16 protein-coding genes and 2 tRNA genes are annotated in these 20,495 nt (G+C 43.2%); 5 read left to right on the forward strand and 13 right to left on the reverse strand.

The window, feature by feature from the left end; all coding sequences use genetic code 11:
• Window positions 1-14: 14 nt before the first annotated feature.
• Genes KA717_12865 through KA717_12875 form a run of 3 tightly spaced genes read right to left on the reverse strand, consistent with a single transcriptional unit; the run spans window position 15 to window position 2,769 of the window.
• Window positions 15-791, reverse strand: a complete 777-nt coding sequence (locus tag KA717_12865; protein UXE63432.1) for a sterol desaturase family protein — start codon at window positions 789-791, stop codon at window positions 15-17.
• A 24-nt stretch (window positions 792-815) separates the two neighbouring features.
• Entirely contained in the window at window positions 816-2,405 is a 1,590-nt protein-coding gene (locus KA717_12870) for a DUF4070 domain-containing protein (protein ID UXE63433.1), read from the reverse strand.
• 43 nt (window positions 2,406-2,448) lie between these two features.
• The gene (locus KA717_12875) at window positions 2,449-2,769 is read right to left on the reverse strand and encodes a hypothetical protein (protein ID UXE63434.1); all 321 of its coding nucleotides are present in this window, start codon (window positions 2,767-2,769) and stop codon (window positions 2,449-2,451) included.
• A 305-nt stretch (window positions 2,770-3,074) separates the two neighbouring features.
• Between KA717_12875 and KA717_12880 the strand changes: the two genes are divergently transcribed.
• On the forward strand, window positions 3,075-4,037 hold the full coding sequence (locus tag KA717_12880) for an Rpn family recombination-promoting nuclease/putative transposase (GenBank protein ID UXE63435.1): 963 nt from the start codon (window positions 3,075-3,077) through the stop codon (window positions 4,035-4,037).
• A gap of 35 nt (window positions 4,038-4,072) precedes the next feature.
• On the opposite strand, the gene KA717_12885 is transcribed toward KA717_12880, so the two are convergent.
• Both KA717_12885 and KA717_12890 read right to left on the reverse strand, forming a co-directional pair.
• The gene (locus tag KA717_12885) at window positions 4,073-6,385 is read right to left on the reverse strand and encodes an NACHT domain-containing NTPase (GenBank protein UXE63436.1); all 2,313 of its coding nucleotides are present in this window, start codon (window positions 6,383-6,385) and stop codon (window positions 4,073-4,075) included.
• Between the two features lie 300 nt (window positions 6,386-6,685).
• Window positions 6,686-8,266, reverse strand: coding sequence for a diguanylate cyclase (locus tag KA717_12890; GenBank protein ID UXE63437.1), 1,581 nt, complete (start codon window positions 8,264-8,266; stop codon window positions 6,686-6,688).
• Window positions 8,267-8,624: 358 nt separating this feature from the next.
• Here KA717_12890 and KA717_12895 point away from each other — a divergent pair, with 358 nt between their 5' ends.
• Window positions 8,625-10,412, forward strand: a complete 1,788-nt coding sequence (locus tag KA717_12895) for an alpha-amylase family glycosyl hydrolase (protein ID UXE63438.1) — start codon at window positions 8,625-8,627, stop codon at window positions 10,410-10,412.
• Between the two features lie 124 nt (window positions 10,413-10,536).
• Here the strand turns inward: KA717_12895 and KA717_12900 are convergent.
• From KA717_12900 to KA717_12930, 7 genes are all read right to left on the reverse strand, one after another.
• Window positions 10,537-10,608: transfer RNA gene (locus tag KA717_12900), tRNA-Lys, on the reverse strand.
• A 74-nt stretch (window positions 10,609-10,682) separates the two neighbouring features.
• Window positions 10,683-11,552, reverse strand: a complete 870-nt coding sequence (locus KA717_12905) for an aldose epimerase (GenBank protein UXE63439.1) — start codon at window positions 11,550-11,552, stop codon at window positions 10,683-10,685.
• A gap of 13 nt (window positions 11,553-11,565) precedes the next feature.
• On the reverse strand, window positions 11,566-12,240 hold the full coding sequence (locus tag KA717_12910; protein ID UXE64645.1) for an SEC59/DGK1/VTE5 family protein: 675 nt from the start codon (window positions 12,238-12,240) through the stop codon (window positions 11,566-11,568).
• 39 nt (window positions 12,241-12,279) lie between these two features.
• Entirely contained in the window at window positions 12,280-13,512 is a 1,233-nt protein-coding gene (locus KA717_12915; GenBank protein UXE63440.1) for an ATP phosphoribosyltransferase regulatory subunit, read from the reverse strand.
• Between the two features lie 45 nt (window positions 13,513-13,557).
• Window positions 13,558-14,526 (reverse strand): J domain-containing protein, encoded by a 969-nt coding sequence (locus tag KA717_12920; protein UXE63441.1) that lies wholly within the window; start codon window positions 14,524-14,526, stop codon window positions 13,558-13,560.
• 631 nt (window positions 14,527-15,157) lie between these two features.
• Window positions 15,158-16,000, reverse strand: coding sequence for an inositol monophosphatase (locus KA717_12925; GenBank protein ID UXE63442.1), 843 nt, complete (start codon window positions 15,998-16,000; stop codon window positions 15,158-15,160).
• A gap of 22 nt (window positions 16,001-16,022) precedes the next feature.
• Window positions 16,023-16,391 carry a 2Fe-2S iron-sulfur cluster-binding protein gene (locus KA717_12930; protein ID UXE63443.1) on the reverse strand — a complete coding sequence of 123 codons (369 nt, stop codon included), beginning with the start codon at window positions 16,389-16,391 and terminating at the stop codon, window positions 16,023-16,025.
• Window positions 16,392-16,461: 70 nt separating this feature from the next.
• On the opposite strand from KA717_12930, the gene KA717_12935 reads away from it, so the two are divergent.
• From KA717_12935 to KA717_12945, 3 genes are all read left to right on the forward strand, one after another.
• Window positions 16,462-16,548 (forward strand) — tRNA-Ser (locus KA717_12935).
• Window positions 16,549-16,778: 230 nt separating this feature from the next.
• On the forward strand, window positions 16,779-17,336 hold the full coding sequence (locus KA717_12940) for a DOMON-like domain-containing protein (protein UXE63444.1): 558 nt from the start codon (window positions 16,779-16,781) through the stop codon (window positions 17,334-17,336).
• A 176-nt stretch (window positions 17,337-17,512) separates the two neighbouring features.
• Window positions 17,513-19,630 (forward strand): TIGR00300 family protein, encoded by a 2,118-nt coding sequence (locus tag KA717_12945; GenBank protein ID UXE63445.1) that lies wholly within the window; start codon window positions 17,513-17,515, stop codon window positions 19,628-19,630.
• A gap of 84 nt (window positions 19,631-19,714) precedes the next feature.
• On the opposite strand, the gene phoU is transcribed toward KA717_12945, so the two are convergent.
• Window positions 19,715-20,398 carry a phosphate signaling complex protein PhoU gene (phoU, locus tag KA717_12950; GenBank protein ID UXE63446.1) on the reverse strand — a complete coding sequence of 228 codons (684 nt, stop codon included), beginning with the start codon at window positions 20,396-20,398 and terminating at the stop codon, window positions 19,715-19,717.
• Between the last annotated feature and the right edge of the window lie 97 nt (window positions 20,399-20,495).

Here is a 20,495-nt window from a genome sequence, read left to right on the forward strand (position 1 = left end):
GGGCATCTAAGCATCTAAGCCTTGGGAATATCGTCTATGGTCGCTTTACTAAACTGATTTTCATAGGTTGGATCTTGAGTCCCTAAATAGTTATCCCAAAAAGTAAAATAGAGACCATAGTGAACACGATATTTGAGATGATGCAGGGAATGATGTGCTGGCCCAATAAACCATTTTCCTAGCCAATGGTGGGGAAAGGAGATTGGCAAGCGGTCAAGGCCCAGATGATTTACTACTGCCCAGACTGTCATGGTCATTAGTACGGCGATCAAGGTAATGAGATGTAGAGGAATTACAAAAACAATGCCAACTAAAAACAGTGATTGGGCGATCGCCTCGGTTGGATCAAAGGCAAAGGAAGTCCAAGGAGTCGGATAGCGCGATTTGTGATGCCCTTGGTGGAACCAGGGAAACAAAGTCGGGTGATGAAATAAACGATGGGTAAAATAAAAATATGTATCTTGCAAAATTAAAACCGCAATATAACTAATTCCAAAATACCAAATCTGATGGGGTTGAGATTCATTATATAAACGAGTCATCCCTTCACCATAAGCGGATAAAATTAAAGCCGCCGCGATCGCAAAGACAACAGCAGATAAAATCGAAAGTTTAATATCAGATTGAATGACTTGATGAGATGGAGAGTCAAGAGACGGTGTTCGATTATTTAAAGAGCGATTAAAAATTAAATAAAAAAGACAATAAGCTCCTCCTGCTACCAGAAAATATCGTAGTAAAATAATGCCTAAAAAAGCAATAATATCCGTCCAAAATGAATAATTGCTCAATCTAAACTCCTTTATGCAAGACATCTATGAACGTTTAAGCAGTAGGCGTTCTATTTGAGGTAAAACAATCGTAGCAAGAGGATCATAACCAATTTGTTGAGTAATTCTTTCCCTCGCTAAAACTCGGTATTCCCAAAAATGTTCTCCCGCCGCACAGAGACCGAGATAGAGATTTAAAATCTGAGGCTTTTTCAGTAAAATAATTGCCAGTTGTCGCCAAAATTGTCCTCGAATTTCTTGTTTACAAATCCCTTGAAGCCAGATCACCTGGGTCACTAAACGAAAACCTTTACCGAGAGGAAATTGCATGGTTTGTCGTTTTCCTGGCGGTGATCCTAAACGGAGACATTGTTCAAAACAGCGTTTTAAATAATGACGGGGTTCATACAATTTCCAAAAACCTTCCACATAATCCTCGGCAATTTCTGTTAGAGGACGAGTCGGAATAAAATTCATCAGGGTATTTTGATCTCCTGTTAAATAAAGATGACTATTCTCCACTAAACGCTTTTCCTGTTTGAGACGATCCCAAAGAGCCGTATTCGGAAGAGCTTGCAAAACGCCTAACATCGGTTGGGGAATGGTCGTTTCTTCTACAAAGGCTTGAATTCTCGCTCCTGCCCCTGTTTTTTCCCCATCAAAACCGAGAATAAAACCTGCATAAATTAGCATTCCTGCATCATTAATTTTGCGACAGGCCGCAACCAGAGGATTACGAGTATTTTGAACTTTAAGAGCCACCTGTAAACTGTCTTGATCAGGGGTTTCAATACCCAGAAAAACGGCATAAAATCCTGCTTCTACCATGAGGGAAAGTAATTCATCATCTTCGGCTAAATTAACAGAAGATTCGGTGATAAAGGTAAAGGGATAATGATGCTGTTTCATCCAGGGAATTAAAGCCCGAAGAAAGATTTTAACGTTGCGTTGATTACCAATAAAATTATCATCTACGACAAAGAGAGAACCCCGCCAGCCTAACTCATAAAGTCGTTGTAATTCCGCTAATATTTGGTTCGGTTCTTTCGTTCGAGGTTTACGTCCGTAGAGAGAAATAATATCGCAAAATTCACAATTAAAGGGACAGCCCCGCGAAAATTGCACTGCCATCAGTAAATACTGATCTCGTTTCAGTAAATCAAAACGAGGAATCGGACTGAGGGTAACATCGGGTTTTTCAACAGATCGGAAAATGCCCTGGGTTTCTCCTGCGGCGATCGCCTTTAAGAAGAGTGGAACCGTTAATTCTCCTTCGTCTAAAATGAGATAATCGGCTCCAGAATCAAGAGCATTTTGAGGAACAGAGGTCGGATAAGGGCCTCCCACGGCCACTTTTTTATCTAATAAAACTGCTTTTTGAATAAGAGCCTGAAAATCTGATTTTTGGGCAATCATCGCCGAAAGAATAACCAGATCACACCATTCCCAATCGGCTTCAGTTTCTAGGTTCACATTGCGATCAAAAAAACGAATTTCCCAACTGTCAGGCAGTAGAGCCGCAACGGTAATAATGCCGAGGGGTGGAATCACGGCTTTTAGTCCAACTAATTCCATAAAGCGATTATAAGACCAAAAAGATTGGGGAAATTGGGGATAAAGTAATAGGGCTTTCATAGGCTTATTTCTTGTTTTGGAAGTCCCTTTGATAAAAAGGAAATTAAATTACATCAAAACCACTTAAGGCTTCTACTTTTTGTCGAAAAGCAATTAAGGCATGATTTTCTTGATACTCGACTAAACCTTTGTAGATAGCTTCCGAGACTGCTTGAGACACAATCGTTTTGATTTCAACATTGGTGTTGTAGCCGACCATATCTCCCTGACGGTTGCCGTGACGACCTGCGCCTTGGACTTGGCTAAGGGTATAACCTGTCACACCCAAATCTTGGAGGAGTTCAATAATGCGGTTTTGTAAAACGGTTTCCCCAATAATGACGACTAGCACAGCCGTCTGGGGCGATGGGGATGAAGATGACATAGATAACCTCTAAATTTTATAGATTAAAAAAATATTGCCAGCCTTAACACATGGCGATCGCCTCCGCCGCCATAGAGGTGATTAGAAAAATGTTCAATTTTTTAAGGGGATTTAGTGCAAACTCGAATTTGCTTGTATGGGTATCATTATAGTGGGTAGCTGTTTGACTTAGTGGTTGAATTGATTGAATTCGTATAAATTAATCAAAGAAACTATAAAACTTACCAAAAGTGGATATTGCAATAATCAGCGATCGCTTTTAGCTTAATTAGGGCTTAAAATGAGAATTAAGGCTGCCTTTCTAGATGATCATGCATACTGATACCATTTTCTATCAATTATTTCTGACCTTTCATTCTTTACTGTTTGAACTTCTCGGACAGCCACTAAAAGATGCTGCATATTATCAATTCACTTCTGCGGAAATTAAGGAAAAAGCCTTTCGTTTTGATGGAATCTTTATGCCAGAGCGAGAAGATAAACCCATCTATTTCGTGGAAGTTCAATTTCAAAATAAACCCAATTTTTACTGGGAATTAATTGCCGAGGTAAATATGTACCTCAATCAGTATAAACCTATACAAGATTGGAAAGCCGTTGCTTTATTTGCTCAACGCAATTTCGAGATAAAATCTCTAACGTTGTATCAACAGGAATTGATTGATAGCGGCCGTATTATTCGTGTTTATCTTGATGAATTGCCGTCGGGTTCGATTGGAGTCGGGTTAATTCAGTTAATTTTTGCTCAGGAGTCCCAAGCACCTAGCCTAGTACAACAATTATTGGCAAGAGCCAAGACTGAAATTCCCGATCCTTGGGTGACACGCGGTATTATAGATTTACTAGAAACGGTGTTAGTCTCAAAATTTGCCACATTAAGCCGTCAGGAGATTCAATCTATGTTTTTACTTAGCGATATTAAACAAACACGAGTTTATCAAGAGGCAAGACAGGAAGGTCTTCAAGAGGGTCGTCAAGAGGGTCTTCAGGAAGGTCGCAAGGAAGGTCGCAAGGAAGGTCGCAAGGAAGGTCGCAAGGAAGGTCGCAAGGAAGGTCGCAAGGAAGGTCGCAAGGAAGGTGAAAAGCAGGGAGAAATTCGCTTACTGATTCGTCAATTATCGAGACGATTTAGTACTATTGACACTCGCTGTTTGCAAATGATTAATCAACTTTCCCTAGAGCAATTAGAAGATTTAGGAGAGGCTTTATTAGATTTTGGCGATATTACGGAATTGGATAGTTGGTTAAAATCTCGTCTTGTTGAATAGAAGGCGATCGCCCCTTCAGGCAAAATTAATTCATCCTATTCCCACTCCCGATCTTCCAGTTCCTTTTGAGGCAATAGCAATGTGGCTTCGATTTCTTGTCGAATGGCAGCCGTAATTTCACAATTACTATTCAAACAATCCATGAGCAGTTGATTGGCATCATAATATTGTTGCAAAACTTGTTCCTGCTCTGGGCTAAATTGCCAATGGTGGTGGATATTACGATAATCGGTGATCGCTTTCTCTAATTTTTTTAACCAAGCAGAATAATTGGCCTGCCACCAAGCATCCAGACGTTCCCGACTTTGACTTTCTGGCGGCATTTGATCCCGCAATTGTTGTAACGATTTATAAAATCCGACATCGAGAACCATCACCAGAATATTATTTAACGCCAGACCACAAATCTGGGTATGGGAAAGATCTTGAACCTGATGATTGGTGCATTCTATTAATAAATTTTCCAAAGCTGCATCTAAAAATATGCCCTGATCTAAGGTACAAGCCAAGGTAAATTTAGCGGCTGTATTGGGGCTTTTAGCCAGGGAAAGATAGAAAGCTCGTTTGGTTGCTATTTGACTTTCCTGGGGAATTTGTTGAGATTTTTGACTACCCCATCGTAAAAATTCCTGGAGATAGGGATCTTCCCCAACTAAGGCATCAATTTGTTGTTTCATTAATTGCACGAGGGAATCGGCACTTCGCAACATCGCCGTTGTTAATAAAAAGACTTCGTGCCAGTGGGGATCGGTAATATGACTTACTAAACCCTCTAAAGCTTGTTCTAAAGCCCGCAAATTATAGCTTGCTACGATCGTTCGAGCCGTAAAATACTCTTGGAAAGCCAAATAGGAAAAGGAAAAGATGCCTCGCGCCCGTTCAATTAACAGTCCGTGTTGAGACTCGATCGCTCTCAAAATAGCTTCACTTTCTATTTGTAATTCCTCTGCTTCTAAGATCTCACCAGGCAAATTTTGTAAATAGTTGCCAATGTAATCTTCAATCATATTTTGCTCAAAAAAGTACTGTCCCTGTTCAAAGGTAACAGCAGCAAGCTGACTTAATAACCGCAGTTTTTGGGGCAATAAAAAGCCTCGATAAATGTCATCCCGTGCGACACCTCTGGCTTCATCCCACTTACCAAGCAACAGATCCAAGGCTTGTTTATAAAACTCAGTTCGCTTGAGAGGTAATTTTCCCTTTCCCTGAAAAACCCAACAGGCTAAATGGAGAAAAAGAGGCGTAACAACCAATTGTCGAAACTGCCAATTTTCAGGCAAGTCTAACTTTTGAATAAATTGAGCCGATTGCTCTTCCCCGGCCTCAACGGTGGTTTTTGTTAGAGCCACAAACCATTTTTGAGCGAAAGTGGTAATTTGGGCTTCGGTAAAAGGGGCAATTTCCACATCGGTAAATCCTCGCAATTGCAGTTTTTGGGCAGCAGTGCGACAGGAAACCACAAACCGATTTTTGTGATACATTTCTGAGAATTTGCGAACTTCACTCAGAACAGCAGTAATATCCTGGTGAAGAACTTCATCTAAACCATCAAGCAACAAGAGAATACAACCCTCTTGTAATAAACTTTTCAGGATGGAGGAACTGTCAATGCCCACTGCCCGAAATTTCTGACCCAAATAGTGAGAAAGACTATATCTATCTTTGGGTCTGGATTCTTCTGCAAATTCTCTTAAAGAGATAAAAATAGGGACTTGATGGGCAGCAAATTCTCCCTGATTACATTGAATGGCGAGATGCTGTAGAAAAGTGGTTTTGCCCACACCAGGCCGACCTAAGACTCGTAGCTTGGCATAGCGTTCAACGGCTTGGGTGCCAGGAATTTGAGTGTCATCGATCGCCCCTAAACCCACACGATTAAAGTCTTTCGGCTCTAGGTTTTGTAAATCAGCGATCGCCAAATGTTGTTGACTGGAAATCTCCTCCAAAATATTCACATCAACATAAATATCATTGATACTGACGGGATGGCTAATGTCCAATAATTGCAAAATACCGCACTGGTTTTGAATCGTTTCCCGAAACTGCGATCGCGCATTTTGTACTAAAATGCCAATATCTGGCGTGGCAGTGGTCTTACTTTCACCAGGATTTAAAAAATCAGCAGGGGGATCTTGGGCAATTTCTCGCCAATCCAAATCTAAAATCGAACAAATTTCCATGAAAACCTGACGATCAACAGGTTGTCCTGTAAAAAAACGCCAGATGGGTTGACGGGTTTTTAGATTCACTTCCCCCGCCAAATTTTCCTGAGTCCAGCCCTTGATCGCAAAGGCTCGTTTAGCCCATTGAATTCCATTGGGCGAGGCTTTGAGCGATCGCTTAACCATAAAGGAGTTTTATCTTAAAAACTGAGAATTTAAAACCTGAATTAAATCAAACATTTTTATAACCTAATTTATAGTTATACATACTTTCCGGTATTTCGCCAGATTAAATCAAACAAAACTAATATGAATTGTTGCCTTTATAGATAGATTGTTATTGAATCACTTTTTTAGACGGAAGCTAAATTTAGATGATTTTTGCCAAAACTCATACCAGCAATTCCTTCAGTCTGGGAGGATTAAGGAGGCTTGACCAAGAGATATTCTTGGCCAGATATTCTTAAGGAACTAAACTGGAGCAATTTAAAGACTGTCTTGAGCCGAATTTAAAGATTTCTTTCCTGAACCATTCTGTTCCCAGTTCGGCTTAATGGCCAAAACTGAATCAAGACTGAATTTTTTGGCCCACTGCGTATCTTGAGAGTCAACATCATCATGAATCACATAGGGAGAAGCTGTCCGCTTGGATTCATACATCGCCATATCAGCATAGTAAAACAGACAGGCAGTATCCGATCCATGACCATTACTAATCACAATGCCGATACTACCACTAACAGTAACTTGCTCATCGCCAATTTGTAAAGGATGACTTATGGCATGATGAATACGGTAGGCACAGTCTTTTGCTTCTTGGGGAGAATTCATATCTTCTAAAATAATCGCAAATTCATCGCCACTGAGGCGGGTAACTTTGTCTTGATGACGGACACAGGATAATAATCTCTGGGCGATCGCCTGCAATACTTGATCGCCAAAGCTGTGACCAAAACGATCATTGATTTTTTTGAACCCATTGAGATCTAAAAACAACAGAGAAAATAACTTTGAGCCATAGCTTTGACGCTCCTGGCTGAGATTGCTTAAAAAGTCAAATAGCGATCGACGGTTCGGCAAAGACGTTAAAAGATCATGGCGGGAATCATGATAATTTTGCTGACTAACAGCAGACAATTGAGTCGTATCATGCAGTAACCAATACCAACCAATGATTTCTCCCCAGTGATTTTTCCGCAAAGTAGTTTCAATATCAACATTAATTTCTACCATGCCTGGGGTTTCTAACTGAATTGACCAATTTTTAAGGCTCTTTGAATTAATTGTGCTCTGCTTCATGCTTTCTAGATGATGATAGAACTGCTCTATTTGCTGTTGAGGAACAAAAAAGGCGAGAGATTTTCCTATCATTTCTTGGGGATTGGAATTGAGTAATTGACAAATATTGGAACTTACATTCTTAATAATGCCCTGAATATCGGTCATCAGATAATGCCCTGGCAGTGATTCTAAGAAGGCTTGCGGAACGGTCTGTTGGGATTTAATCTGACAAATATGTTGCCATAACGTTTGCAAATCCTGTTTGAGTTCTAAGGGAGAATCAATCAGCGTTAAAGCCTTAGGTTGTGCCTTTTGAAACTCAAAAGTAATCCCGAACGCTTTTTCAGCCATTAAATCTTCTATATAACCCCAATGGTTTTGCTCGGCTTCTTCTAGGCTATCAAAGGGGCCAAAAAAATAGGTGACACAGGGAATAACCGTATGAATTTTAACCCACCAACACATTTTTAACTGCTTGAGAACCACTTGTTGATGGCTCATATTTTGAATTAGATTCGGCATCATCGACCGAATTTTTTCTTCCACTAAGACCCGTTCCTGTAAGAGTCCGAGAAAAAAATTATCCGATAAGGGTTCCATCTCATTTCCTGCGACGACTCGATGGCGATTCGGAATTTTACTTAAAATCTTTGCTTTTAACGTTTGGCGAAAATAGGGCAAAGACATCGCCATTTGATAGGGATGATTATCAGGTAAGTCCGCTAAGAAATCAGCAAGCTCCCTTTCTACTAAAGACAATGTTTCGTTGACAAGCTTATAAGGCATGATTTTAATCTTCCTGATTTTTTGTAAAATTGAACACAAAAGCAAGTCGATGGTTTTCAGGCTAAAAATATAAAATCACATCGAACACATCTGGATAAACAAAAAAACCACAATATGATTGCAATAAATATTAATTTTTCTTTTTCTCACACATCTCTTGATTAGAACCGATTAGAATCTAATTTCAGATTTAATTTTAGGTTTGCTCACCACGATTATAGTTCTATTTCCGTGATTTTAACCATAATTCCTTTAATTATTGCAACGAATTCAAACAAAATATACAAAGCAAACCCAATTTATACAAATGAATTGTTATCCTATCCTTAATAACGATATTCCCTGTAACAGAAAAATCATGAAATCTGCAACTAAGATTAAGGGAATGGGTTCAATTCTACATTCAGAAGGCGTTGCCTTTCGTGTCTGGGCACCCAATGCCACCAGTGTTTCTGTGATCGGTTCCTTTAATAATTGGGATGGTACGAAACACCCGATGAAAGCAGAAGAAAATGGCAATTGGTATCTCAACATCAAAGAGGCAAAAGCAGGCGATCAGTATCGTTTTCTGCTTTCTACACCCTGGGGAGAGTTTAAGCGCATTGATCCCTATGCCCGTGAGGTGACAAATTCTGTGGGGCAGGCGATCGTCCATGATCCGAGCTTTGATTGGCAAGGGGATGATTTTTATATTGCTCCCTGGAATGAACTGATCATCTATGAACTTCATGTCGGCACTTTTAATGATGAGGAAGATCTGAATCGTCCGGGGAAATTTCCTTCGATCTCAGCCCGTTTGGAATATTTAAAAAAGCTGGGGATTAATGCGATCCAAGTCATGCCCATCGGTGAGTTTGCGGGAGAACGCTCCTGGGGTTACAATCCTTCCCACATTTTTTCTGTTGAGATTACCTATGGCGGCCCCTTAGCCTTTAAGCAATTTATTAAACTTGCTCACCAAGCTGGCATTGCTGTCATTTTAGACGTGGTTTATAATCACCTCGGCCCTAGCGATCTCGATCTTTGGCAGTTTGATGGTTGGCAGGAGAACGATCGCGGTGGCATTTATTTTTATAACGATGAGCGAAGCCATACACCCTGGGGAGAAACCCGGCCTGATTACGGACGAGGGGAAGTGCGGCAATACATTATTGACAATGTGTTGATGTGGCTAGAGGAATATCACATTGATGGTCTGCGCTTTGATTGTACGCAATTTATTCGCACTGTTCACGGTTCTGAAGAGCATAGCTTACCCGATGGTTGGAGCTTACTTCAGTGGATTAATAGCGAGATTTCCCGAAAATTTCCTGGCCGTATTGCGATCGCCGAAGATTTGCAAAGTAACAAGTGGCTAACTAAAGACGTAGGAGCCGGAGGAGCCGGATTTGCTTCTCAGTGGGATGCCATGTTCGTTCACCCGATCCGTCAGGCAGTGATTACGACCCTAGACGAACACCGTTCCCTGGCGGCGATCCGGGATGCCATCTATTATCGCTACAACGATGATGCTTGGGATCGGGTCATTTACAGCGAATCTCACGATGAAGTATCGAACGGTAAAGCCCGTGTTCCCCATGAGATCAGCCCCAAGGACTCTAAAGGTTGGTATGCCAGGAAACGATCAACCCTCGCAGCAGCAATGGTATTAACGGCTCCAGGGATTCCGATGCTTTTCCAAGGTCAGGAATTCTTAGAAGGAGGTTGGTTCCGCGATACGATTCCGGTGGTTTGGGAACAACGGGAAGAATTTCACGGCATTTTGCGCCTATACCATGATCTCATTCACTTACGGCGCAATCTGGATGGTTTTAGTCAGGGTCTTTGCGGACAGTTTACCCAGGTCTATCATCTTAATGAAGAACGCAACTTGATCGCTTTTCATCGCTGGGACAAGGGCGGAGTAGGAGATGATGTGGTGGTGGTGGCTAACTTTTTCCATGAAGCGCAATCGAATTATCTCCTGGGTTTTCCGGCTCCAGGCCTCTGGAAATTGCGGTGTAACAGTGATTGGCAAGGTTACAATGAGGATTTTCACAATTGTCCCAGTACTGATGTTATGGCTGAGTCAGGTTACTACGATCAGTTTCCTGGCTGTGGCAGGATTGCGATCGGCCCCTACAGTGTGCTGATTTTTTCGCAATAAATTTATGCCGTTCGCCACTACCATCAAATTACGAAAGAAAAAGCGTTGCTAAGATAAGAAAAGCCCCATCAATTTTTGAATTGGCGAAGAACAAAAAAGAAAGATCAATAATTTGCATTTAAAATGGGTCGCCTGGGATTCGAACCCAAGACCAATCGGTTAAAAGCCGAGTGCTCTACCGCTGAGCTAGCGACCCGTTGTGTTGACAAATTCACTTTGTTCACACGATTTACAAATTTAACATAGTTGCCAGAAGAATGCAAGCAGTTTTCAAAAAAGTTCCGCTGTTAGTTCGACAATCGTGTCTAGAGATTGCTCCGGTTCTAGCTTAATCAGTTTTTCTCCGGTATTTAAAGCGTTACGGGGGGCAGTCCAGGGTTCCAAACAAATATAGTCCTTGCCCTGAAGCGTCCAAAAGACGACGGTTGAATACTGATCAGAATATTTGAGGGAAAGGGTTAAACTCCGCTCTGGATCGGTAAAACTGGCGGAATGGCGTTTAATCGCCTTAAAGACCGCATCAATTTCTGGCTGTTCAAAGTCAAAACGATCTTCAAAGGGAAAAACTGCTAATCGTTTTTGATCTTGATACATGGTCGCCGGAATATCAAAGCGGAGTTGACTCTTATCCTTGATCCAAAAATAGGGATGTAGCCCAGTGGAAAAGGGCATAATCTCGTCGGAGTGATTCGTGTAACGCTGTTGGATCTTAAGGCTATTGCCCTGGAGTTGGTAGGTAAAGAGAACTTCAAAATCAAATGGATAATTGGCTCTTGTGATTTCGTTGCTGGCGAGTCTGAGGGTTAAGCTGGCGCAGACATCGGTGGTCTGGTCTATGACTTGCCAAGGCAGATCCCGCGCAAAACCATGTTGTTTGAGGTGATAGGTCTGTTGAGGATGGTTATAGCGATCGCCGGGTAAATTACCACAAATCGGAAAAAGAATGGGAATACCACCGCGAATACTGAGATTGGGATCTTGAAAACGTTCCTGATCCAGATAGAGCAAATCCTGACCCTGTAATGTCCAACGAGTCACAATTCCGCCCCGTTCTGGCACCACTTCTAACCGTACTAGGTGCTTGTGATCGGTGAGGGTATAGGTTAGATATTGATCGGAGTGGGTAGTGATCGCAAACACAGGACTTTAGGGGTTAAAGGATAAATTGAGACAAACTAAAAGCCAGAATAGCACTCCCTAGGGGAACCGTTAAGTTATCGATTCCAAATTTGGAAAAGGTTTCTAGAAAGGTTGCCAATATCGCTACTATCAGGGCGATCGCCATTAAAGAAAGACTGATTGGCTGAATGATACCTAGCATCAAAACAGTGACGACAAAACTAACCACCAACATCGTCAACGATCCTTCCCAGGTTTTACGAATCCCCCAAAGCTGATAGGGATGCTGACCAAAGTTTTGACCAATTAAGGCTGCGAGACCATCTCCCCAGGCCATAATTAAAATGCCAAGGGCTGCGTATTCTGGCTGCTGACGGGAGAAAAAGTAACCAATTAACAAGCCCATACTGATCGCATAGAAAAAAGTCCCTAAACTGCGTCTTCCCACACTTTCCAAGCTCGGCAAAATGGGCAAAAAGTAGGACAAAATGGCCACGCCCCCTGCAACGATCGCCGCCCCAACACCGATCCAAGCCGGAATCTTCAACCACCAAGCCAGAAGCACCACCTGTCCACTGCCAATATGGACAATTTTGCGAGTCACTTCACCCTGCTGATTAGAAAAACGGTTTAGGGTTTCTGCAATCAGGATTAAAACCCCCAGATAAACCCCCACCCCAGCGATCGCCGACCAGGGAGCAGGAGACATTTCGAGCGCAAAGGCCAAGTTAGCCATCGGCTTTCCCCGTCAATAAGATGATTTTGAAAGCACTTCTGTCCGTATCTGTCCCTCTGGACTGACCCAAGCCAATTGTTGAATCTGACAATCCAGGGCATAGTCCTTAATTTCCGTCTCTGTACGCTGTCCTAAGTCTAATTCCACCCGTAGAGAGTCATCGTTTGAACGCAAACTTTGGGCATAGCGGAAAGCGGCAATCTCCACATCGGGGGTTTGGGGAATAACCAGCCAATCGATCGCCGGTGTAGTTTTGGGTAAATGGTCACTAGAGAGCAAACTAGCGTGTAAATCTTCAATATTGAGCGAAAAACCGATCCCAGGCAATGATTGTTTTTGGGGATGGTAAAGCCCTAACAACTGATCGTAGCGTCCGCCTTGACCGAGAACACGCCATTGATCGGCGGCGGTATTGACTACTTGAAAAACGATACCAGTGTAGTAATCAAAGGGCTGAAGCCAACTGAGATCTAAAATCAGAGCTAAGGGGCAATCTTGAGTATTTTGAACCAGTTCTACCAATGATTTTAAATTGTTTACCCGATCGCGGCTATCCCCATCCAAATCCAGTTGGGCCACTTTTGGTAAGATATCTGCTGCTTCTCCCCGCAGATCAAATAGCTGCAAGGCCCAATCTCGCAAAGCTACTGAAGGATAATCTAGCCCTTGCAATTTAACGTAGTCTAGGTCAGTAATACATTCTCTCACCGATTTACGTAAAGCCTCAGGAAAACGAGCCAACAGCGATCGCGTTAAGCCGGCCTCTCCTAAAATCACCTGCCACTGTTCAATCCCTAGAGCTTTCAAAGACTCTGCCATTAATAATAAAATTTCCGCATCCGCTAGCACACCGCCCACAAATAGTAACTCAACGCCCGCTTGATAAAATTCCAGTTGCTTGCCGTGATAACCCGTTGGTGGATTACGGAAAACATTGGCTCGATAGCAAAGGCGTTGAGGATAGCCACTGTCACTCATCCGGGTCATGGCCGCCCTGGCGATCGAAGCTGTTAACTCTGGCCGCAAGCCTAAAGCCCCTTCCGCACTATCCCGCAGTTGGATTACCGTCGTTGGTTCAATCGCCCCTCCGGCCACTAAGGTGTCTAACCATTCCAGGGTAGAAGTGACAATGCGTTGATAACCCCAGCCCTGAAAGACTTTTTGGAGGCGGTCATTAATCCAAGCTTTTTGGGCAACTTCAACAGGCAGTAAATCCCTTGCTCCGGCTGGTGGTTGATGAATCATAAAAGAAATTAAACAGGTTTAACTATGGCATCAAGCTTTCCCATTCTACTTTTTCTTGCCACCGAATAAGCCTCCCAAAAAAGTGCTTTTACTGGATTTATCGTCTGCCTTTTTGGCCCCCGGATTGGTCGTATTTTTTTCTAATTGACGTTTGGCCATCAAAACAGTCGGATCATTCGGGCTTAACTCCGAGGCTGTATTGATATGAACCTTGGCCATCGTTAACATATTACTCTTGAGATAGGACAAACCTAATAAACAATGGGCCCGACTCTCTTTCGGGTCGATTTTCAGCACTTCCCGTAATTCGGCGATCGCCTGATTAAAATTATCCCGTTCATAATATTCCTGTGCTCGTCGTAAATACCTCTCTTTGGGGGGAATCTTCGGCGCTTCCGAGCGACTTGGCTCCCGACGAACCCGAGTATTTTGTACTTTGGGAGCCGATTGGGCTGTAGAAACTGAGGGCGATAGGGGGGCAATCGTTGAAGTTGAAGTGGCAATGGCAATGGGTGTTATGCGAGGAGACTCACCAGCCCTCATGAAAAGATAAACAAGATTAAGCTCGCTAATCTGGGCCACCTGGGGTAGGAGCCGTTCTAGATCCAAATAAAGATTTGTGGTAAGACGATGCAGTTGTTGGTGATAGAGTAAATCTAAGTTATTTTTAGCCTCAAACAAGGCCCTGGTCTCTGGATTCGCAATGGTAATCTTATCCTTGTCTTCCAGATGGCTCTTAGCCGTTTGGGACAGAATCAATAGGTGTTCAGTACGATTACTCTCCCGTGAGAGCAGTTCGTAGGCTGGATTAACCAAGCGAGAAAATAATTTAACCGCCCGTTTTTTCTCGACATCAGACTTAGCTTTACAAGTATCAGGATGTAAAAGATAGGCAATTTTGAGATAACACTGCCGAATTTGTTGGCTATTCGCATTTAAAGGCGCACCTAAAATGGCATGATGATCCATTACTTCATATTTAAAAATTCCTTGCTTAATGGGAAAAGCTATCATGATTAGTGTTTATGTTTTACCACCGTTACCCTAATCTCTATTATCTGGTAGAAATTATCGAAAAGAGGCACACAGAAAACGGAGTTAACCGAAGTTAAACAGCGTCAACTGCTTTATATTCGCTCCCCGATTGACCGATGGAGGCTTACGCTTCCTTGGTTCTAGGGTCTGGGACTTGCCTTTGTCCGTTTTCGCCTCCAATAATCAACTTCCTTGTGGTGTCAATTACTGGAAACTTCCGAGTCCGTTCTAGCAATATTTCCTTTGTTTTTTTAAAAACAAGGAGGCGGGGAGTTCAAAATTCTCCCTTCTTGCAGGATACCTTCGGCAACATTGGTATTTGAGTGCAGTACGACCCCATTATCTCTGGTAAACTGCTCCCCAGCGCGAGCCTTTTTAAGAGTCTCGAACTGAGAATCGAGTTGTGACGTATCAACACTTGTCAATTCCAACAATCGCGCAACCTACGCGGTTTGAAACTTAATAACGATTGTAGCAAAAAAAGGAGGGAATTCTCTTATCGACAAGATTCTTTTTGCTCCGATTAACCCCGTTATACTTCGTTATTCCATGATCAGGTGTGTTGACTAGATTCGTTTATGAAGCTTGGGGTAAATCCCGACAAACATCCTTATCTGGTGTTTTTTGCCTGAGTGAAAGCCTGAAACCAAGTGTCAGTACTGACTAAAGCTTGACTCAGTTCCGCATGAATGAGACCATTGGTGGCCAAAATCCGTCCAGAGGTAATATCTAACGGACTCTGATCGTAGGCAGTTACTTTTCCTCCCGCTTCCTCTAAGATAACAATGCCAGCCGTAATATCCCAAGCTTTGATACCCCTTTCCCAATAGCCATCCAGCCGACCGCAGGCCACATCAGTGAGATCCAAGGCTGCTGAGCCACTGCGTCTAACGCCCTGGGTTAGGTGGGTTAAATGGCAAAATTCGGCATAATTATTGTCTAGGGTTTCTCGACGATCATAGGCAAAACCAGAAACTAAAAGGCTTTTGGCAAGGGTTGGACTAGCAGAAACCTGGATAGGACGGCGATTGAGAGTGGCCCCCAGTCCTTTGGCGGCACGGAATAGTTCTCGACGAAAAGGGTTGTAAATGGCTCCGAGTTGGGGAACGCCTTCTACCATTAAGCCTACGGACACGCAAGAGATAGGGTAACTATGGGCATAATTGGTGGTGCCATCAAGCGGATCGATCGCCCAGAGATAGGTACTTTGTTGTTCCCCTTGATAGCCTGATTCCTCAGCGAGGATGGCATGGTGCGGACAGTGACGTTCTAGAACATCTAAAATGAGGGACTCGGCTTTGCGATCCGCTTCCGTGACTAAATCACCAGCTAATCCCTTTTCCTGAACGGTTTCTAAGTTCCCCCATAGATCTTCAAGAATCGCTCCGGCGGCTAACACGGCTTCGGTTGAGACATCTAACCAATTTTGTAAGGGGATTTTATCTAGACGCATAGAGAATGGGGGGAAGTACGTTCTAATCTTCATCTAAGGGTAAACCAAAACGGACACGCCCTCTGCCAAAATAGCGACCGAATTGCAATTCATAGACTTCATCTTCGTCTTGGGTTTCGACTTCTAGATCTGAGCGGGTATAGCTGACACATAACAAGGCATAGCCGCGATCGCGTAATTCCTGGGACAGACCAACCGCTTCGGGTTGATAAATTTCACCTGAGATCACTCGCACGGCACAACTAGTACAGGCTCCATTACGACAAGAAAAGGGTAACTCATACCCCTGCTTTTCCACACTGTGGAGGATATAGCGATCGCTGGGAACCGATAACTGATAGGTTTCTGCTGCTTGACGATGGTGAATACAAACCCGGTAAAAAGAGGACATAAAAAAATTTGGCAATGAAATGTAATTATCGGACAAGTTTTATTGTATGATAGATGCTTGTAACCAACGAGGAGAGGTGGCCGAGCGGTTGAAGGCGCAGCACTGGAAATGCTGTTTGGGGGTAACTTCAACGAGGGTTCGAATCCCTCCCTCTCCGTAGAATATAGACAGGGTAAAGTTTTCAGGATTTTAAGACTAACTCTAAACCATTGCCAGAATAACAAATCGTTACCGTTCGGGTAATGTTAATAAACAATAAAAAGTACCCTATCGACTAAAACAGGGTGCTTTACTTTATATTTTTGTTCGCTCTTGGATTATAAAATTCTTGGATTATAAAATTAAGATACAAATCGCAGAAATAAATACCTTGACGCTACATCATAAATGACAGCTTTTTTCCTCATTCCTTTTCAGCCAGATCAAACGCTACCACAGATTACGATTACGGGGCAAATAGAACGTTTAGCCTCTCAACTTTCCTTAAGCTGGCTTGTGACTGGAGAAATTGATCAAATTGCGATTCCTGCTCCTGCTACTTCACCTACTCGTCAAGATAATCTCTGGCAAACAACCTGTTTTGAATTTTTTCTCGGCCTCACTGATCAGCCTGATTACTGGGAATTTAACCTCTCACCATCGGGTCATTGGAATTGCTATCGTTTTAGCGATTATCGTCAAGGCATGGTGACAGAAACGGCTTTTAAAATTTCACCCTTTCAGTTTGATCATTCACCTCAAATGCTTACGCTCCAGATCAATCTTGATCTGAGTGGCCTGTTCTCGTCTTCTCAGGCAGTCATTGCAGGTATTACCACTGTGATCCAAACCCTTGACGGTAATCTCAGTTATTGGGCTTTGACTCACCCTGGGCCAGAAGCGGACTTTCATCAACGGGATAGTTTTCAACTAGATTTGCCAACAGAAACACAAAGAGCTAAATAGTTGTTTGCGCTCATTGCATAACCTAAATGCAAAAACAGAATTGGTTGTTAAGGATGCCGATTACCAAGCTTCCTGTGCTAGGATCAACGGTTGGTTTATTTGCCTGATTCAGGAAAACCGTTACTCTTGTGCCTGCCTCTTCCGACTTTATTAATTTTCTTTCTTGTTAACTAACTATGACTGACGCTATTCGTATTCTAATGTGTGCGCCTGACCACTACGATGTGGATTATGTGATTAATCCCTGGATGGAAGGCAATATTCATAAATCTTCCCGCGATCGCGCCGTTGAGCAATGGCAAAAACTATATCATGTTCTCAAAGATCGGGCCTTAGTGGATTTAGTTCCGCCCGCCAAGGGTTGGCCCGACATGGTATTTACTGCCAACGCCGGTTTAGTTCTAGGCGATAACGTGGTTCTGAGTCGCTTTTTCCACAAAGAACGGCAAGGGGAAGAACCCTATTTCAAAGAATGGTTTGAACAAAATGGCTTTACGGTCTATGAATTGCCGAAGGATTTACCCTTTGAAGGAGCGGGAGATGCACTTTTTGATCGGGAAGGACGCTGGCTTTGGGCGGGTTACGGTTTTCGTTCGGAATTGGATTCCCATCCCTACATTGCCGGTTGGTTGGACACCGAAGTGGTTTCCCTGCGTTTAATTGATGAACGTTTCTATCATCTGGATACCTGTTTTTGTCCTTTGACAGGCGGTTATTTACTTTATTATCCTCCTGCTTTTGATTCTTACTCAAATCGGGTGATCGAGATGCGAATTCCCCCCGAAAAACGCATTGTCGTGGAAGAACCAGATGCGGTCTGTTTTGCTTGCAATGCGGTTAATGTTAACAACACAATTGTCATGAATCAGGTAAGCGATCGCCTGAAACAACAATTGAGAGAAGGGGGCTTTGAAGTGGTGGAAACCCCCCTAAGTGAATTTTTAAAAGCTGGGGGAGCCGCTAAATGTTTAACGCTGCGGGTGACGGAACCGATTTTAGAAACCGTTCATGCCAATGCGCCGATCGAAAGCCGTGTGGTTCGTCTGGAAGGCCATTTACTCGATTCCGGTTTATTAAATCAAGCCCTAGATTTAGTGGTCGAAAATAGTGGTAGTTTTCGGGTGCTTAACTTTAATTTAGGGGTTGAACGTCAGAGTATTTCCACCGCCGAAGTACGAATTTCCGCGCCATCCCATACCATCATGGAAGAGATCATGACCGAATTGATTGATCTCGGTGCAGTTCCTCCGCCCCAGGAACTCTGTGATATCAATACGGAAGTTGTGACCCAAGCCGGGGTAGCACCGGATGACTTCTATGTTAGTACTATTTATCCAACAGAAGTACGGGTTAACTGTGAATGGGTCAGGGTACAAAATCAGCGAATGGATGCCGCCATTGTGGCTCAAATCACTCCCGATGGGCCGATCGCCCGTTGTGTCTTGCTCAGAGATTTACAGGTCGGCGATCGCGTCATGGTGGGTGTAGAGGGGATTCGTACCGTTAAAAAAGTAGAGTCTCACGACAATAGCCGTAAAGAAAACAAAGAATTTTCCTTTATGGGGGCCGGGGTTTCCAGTGAACGACGGGTAGAATTGCTCGTAGAACAAATCGCCTGGGAAATGCGGAAAATTCGGGATCAAGCGGGCAAAATTGTGGTGACGGCGGGCCCTGTTGTTATTCATACTGGCGGATCACAACATCTGGCTCGACTGATTCGGGATGGCTATGTGCAAGCTCTGTTAGGGGGAAATGCGATCGCCGTTCATGATATGGAACAGTCCATGATGGGAACGTCTTTGGGTGTGGATATGCAACGGGGTATTCCAGTCCGTGGTGGCCATCGTCATCATTTAAAAGTGATCAATACCATCCGTCGTTATGGCGGTATTCGTCAAGCGGTCGAAACAGGTTTAGTCAATAAGGGCGTGATGTATGAATGCGTGAAAAATAATATTCCCTATGCCCTAGCCGGTTCGATTCGAGATGATGGCCCCTTACCTGACACCGAAATGGATCTACTCAAGGCTCAAACCCATTATGGTGAACTCTTACAGGGAGCCGATATGGTCTTAATGCTGTCTAGTATGCTCCATTCCATTGGGGTCGGTAATATGACTCCTGCTGGTGTGAAAATGGTCTGTGTGGATATTAATCCCGCCGTTGTCACCAAACTCAGCGATCGCGGTTCTGTGGAATCAGTGGGGGTAGTCACCGATGTAGGCTTATTCCTGAGCTTGCTAGTGCAACAACTAGAGCGTTTAACCAAACCCTATGAATTAGTAGCCGTTTAAGGACTTAGCCTTGTCCCCTTGATAGCCAATATTAATCTGAGGGGACAATAGCTAAATGCGGTTGAATGATTGCCAAAGCTGAAACTAGCCCCGATATCCCGTCACAATATAGGATACCCGTTGAGCAATATTGGTAGCATGATCGGCCATCCGTTCCAAATGACGAATCACCAAAGCGAGAAGCAAAATAGGCTCCACTACCCCCTTAATATCTCGTTGGTAGGCCAGGACTTTATAAAGACGTTCATAGGCCGTATCTACCGTATCATCCAATTGCTTAACCTTAGGGCCAGCAAAGGGATCTAGCTCTGTTAAGGCGATTAAACTGGTGGCCAGCATATGTTGAGCATGACGGGACATGGCCGCAATTTCTTCCATACAATTATGAGGGGGATAACTGACTAATTTCATGGCAATTTCTGCTAAATCCTGGGCATAATCCCCAATCCGCTCCAAATCTCGAACTAATTGCATGATGGCACTCAGTAGTCGTAAGTCCTGGGCAACGGGGGCCTGCAAGGTCAGGAAGGTAGAACATTCCTGTTCAATTTGTCGATAAAACTGATCAATTTGCTTTTCGAGAATGGTAATTTTAGCAATATTTTCTAATTGGTTTTCAAATAAAGATTGATGACTGAGGCGGAAGGATTCTTCCACCAGGGTTCCCATCCGTAGAACATCTTGTTCTAATCGTTTGAGGGCGCGTTCAAAATAAGTTCTTTCTGGGTGGCTAATTTGACTGGATAGGTTCACGGTTGTTATGGTCATGATTTAAAGATAGAGATTTTTATAGATAATTTCTATGATTGCGTTTTTTTGTTGGAGAAGGTGAGAACAAGCTTGACCAGCAATTGCGGGCTATGTT

The sequence above is a fragment of the Woronichinia naegeliana WA131 genome (assembly GCA_025370055.1).
GTDB classification, from domain to species: Bacteria; Cyanobacteriota; Cyanobacteriia; order Cyanobacteriales; family Microcystaceae; genus Woronichinia; species Woronichinia naegeliana.

Bases quoted from the DNA above. Each gene is read 5' to 3' on its own strand.
- KA717_12870 (UXE63433.1), bottom strand. From the start codon at position 2,405: ATGAAAGCCCTATTACTTTATCCCCAATTTCCCCAATCTTTTTGGTCT.
- KA717_12915 (UXE63440.1), bottom strand. From the start codon at position 13,512: ATGATTCATCAACCACCAGCCGGAGCAAGGGATTTACTGCCTGTTGAA.
- KA717_12895 (UXE63438.1), top strand. From the start codon at position 8,625: ATGAAATCTGCAACTAAGATTAAGGGAATGGGTTCAATTCTACATTCA.
- KA717_12910 (UXE64645.1), bottom strand. From the start codon at position 12,240: ATGTCTCCTGCTCCCTGGTCGGCGATCGCTGGGGTGGGGGTTTATCTG.
- KA717_12925 (UXE63442.1), bottom strand. From the start codon at position 16,000: ATGCGTCTAGATAAAATCCCCTTACAAAATTGGTTAGATGTCTCAACC.
- KA717_12885 (UXE63436.1), bottom strand. From the start codon at position 6,385: ATGGTTAAGCGATCGCTCAAAGCCTCGCCCAATGGAATTCAATGGGCT.
- phoU (UXE63446.1), bottom strand. From the start codon at position 20,398: ATGACCATAACAACCGTGAACCTATCCAGTCAAATTAGCCACCCAGAA.
- KA717_12875 (UXE63434.1), bottom strand. From the start codon at position 2,769: ATGTCATCTTCATCCCCATCGCCCCAGACGGCTGTGCTAGTCGTCATT.
- KA717_12920 (UXE63441.1), bottom strand. From the start codon at position 14,526: ATGATAGCTTTTCCCATTAAGCAAGGAATTTTTAAATATGAAGTAATG.
- KA717_12880 (UXE63435.1), top strand. From the start codon at position 3,075: ATGATCATGCATACTGATACCATTTTCTATCAATTATTTCTGACCTTT.
- KA717_12945 (UXE63445.1), top strand. From the start codon at position 17,513: ATGACTGACGCTATTCGTATTCTAATGTGTGCGCCTGACCACTACGAT.
- KA717_12930 (UXE63443.1), bottom strand. From the start codon at position 16,391: ATGTCCTCTTTTTACCGGGTTTGTATTCACCATCGTCAAGCAGCAGAA.
- KA717_12890 (UXE63437.1), bottom strand. From the start codon at position 8,266: ATGCCTTATAAGCTTGTCAACGAAACATTGTCTTTAGTAGAAAGGGAG.
- KA717_12940 (UXE63444.1), top strand. From the start codon at position 16,779: ATGACAGCTTTTTTCCTCATTCCTTTTCAGCCAGATCAAACGCTACCA.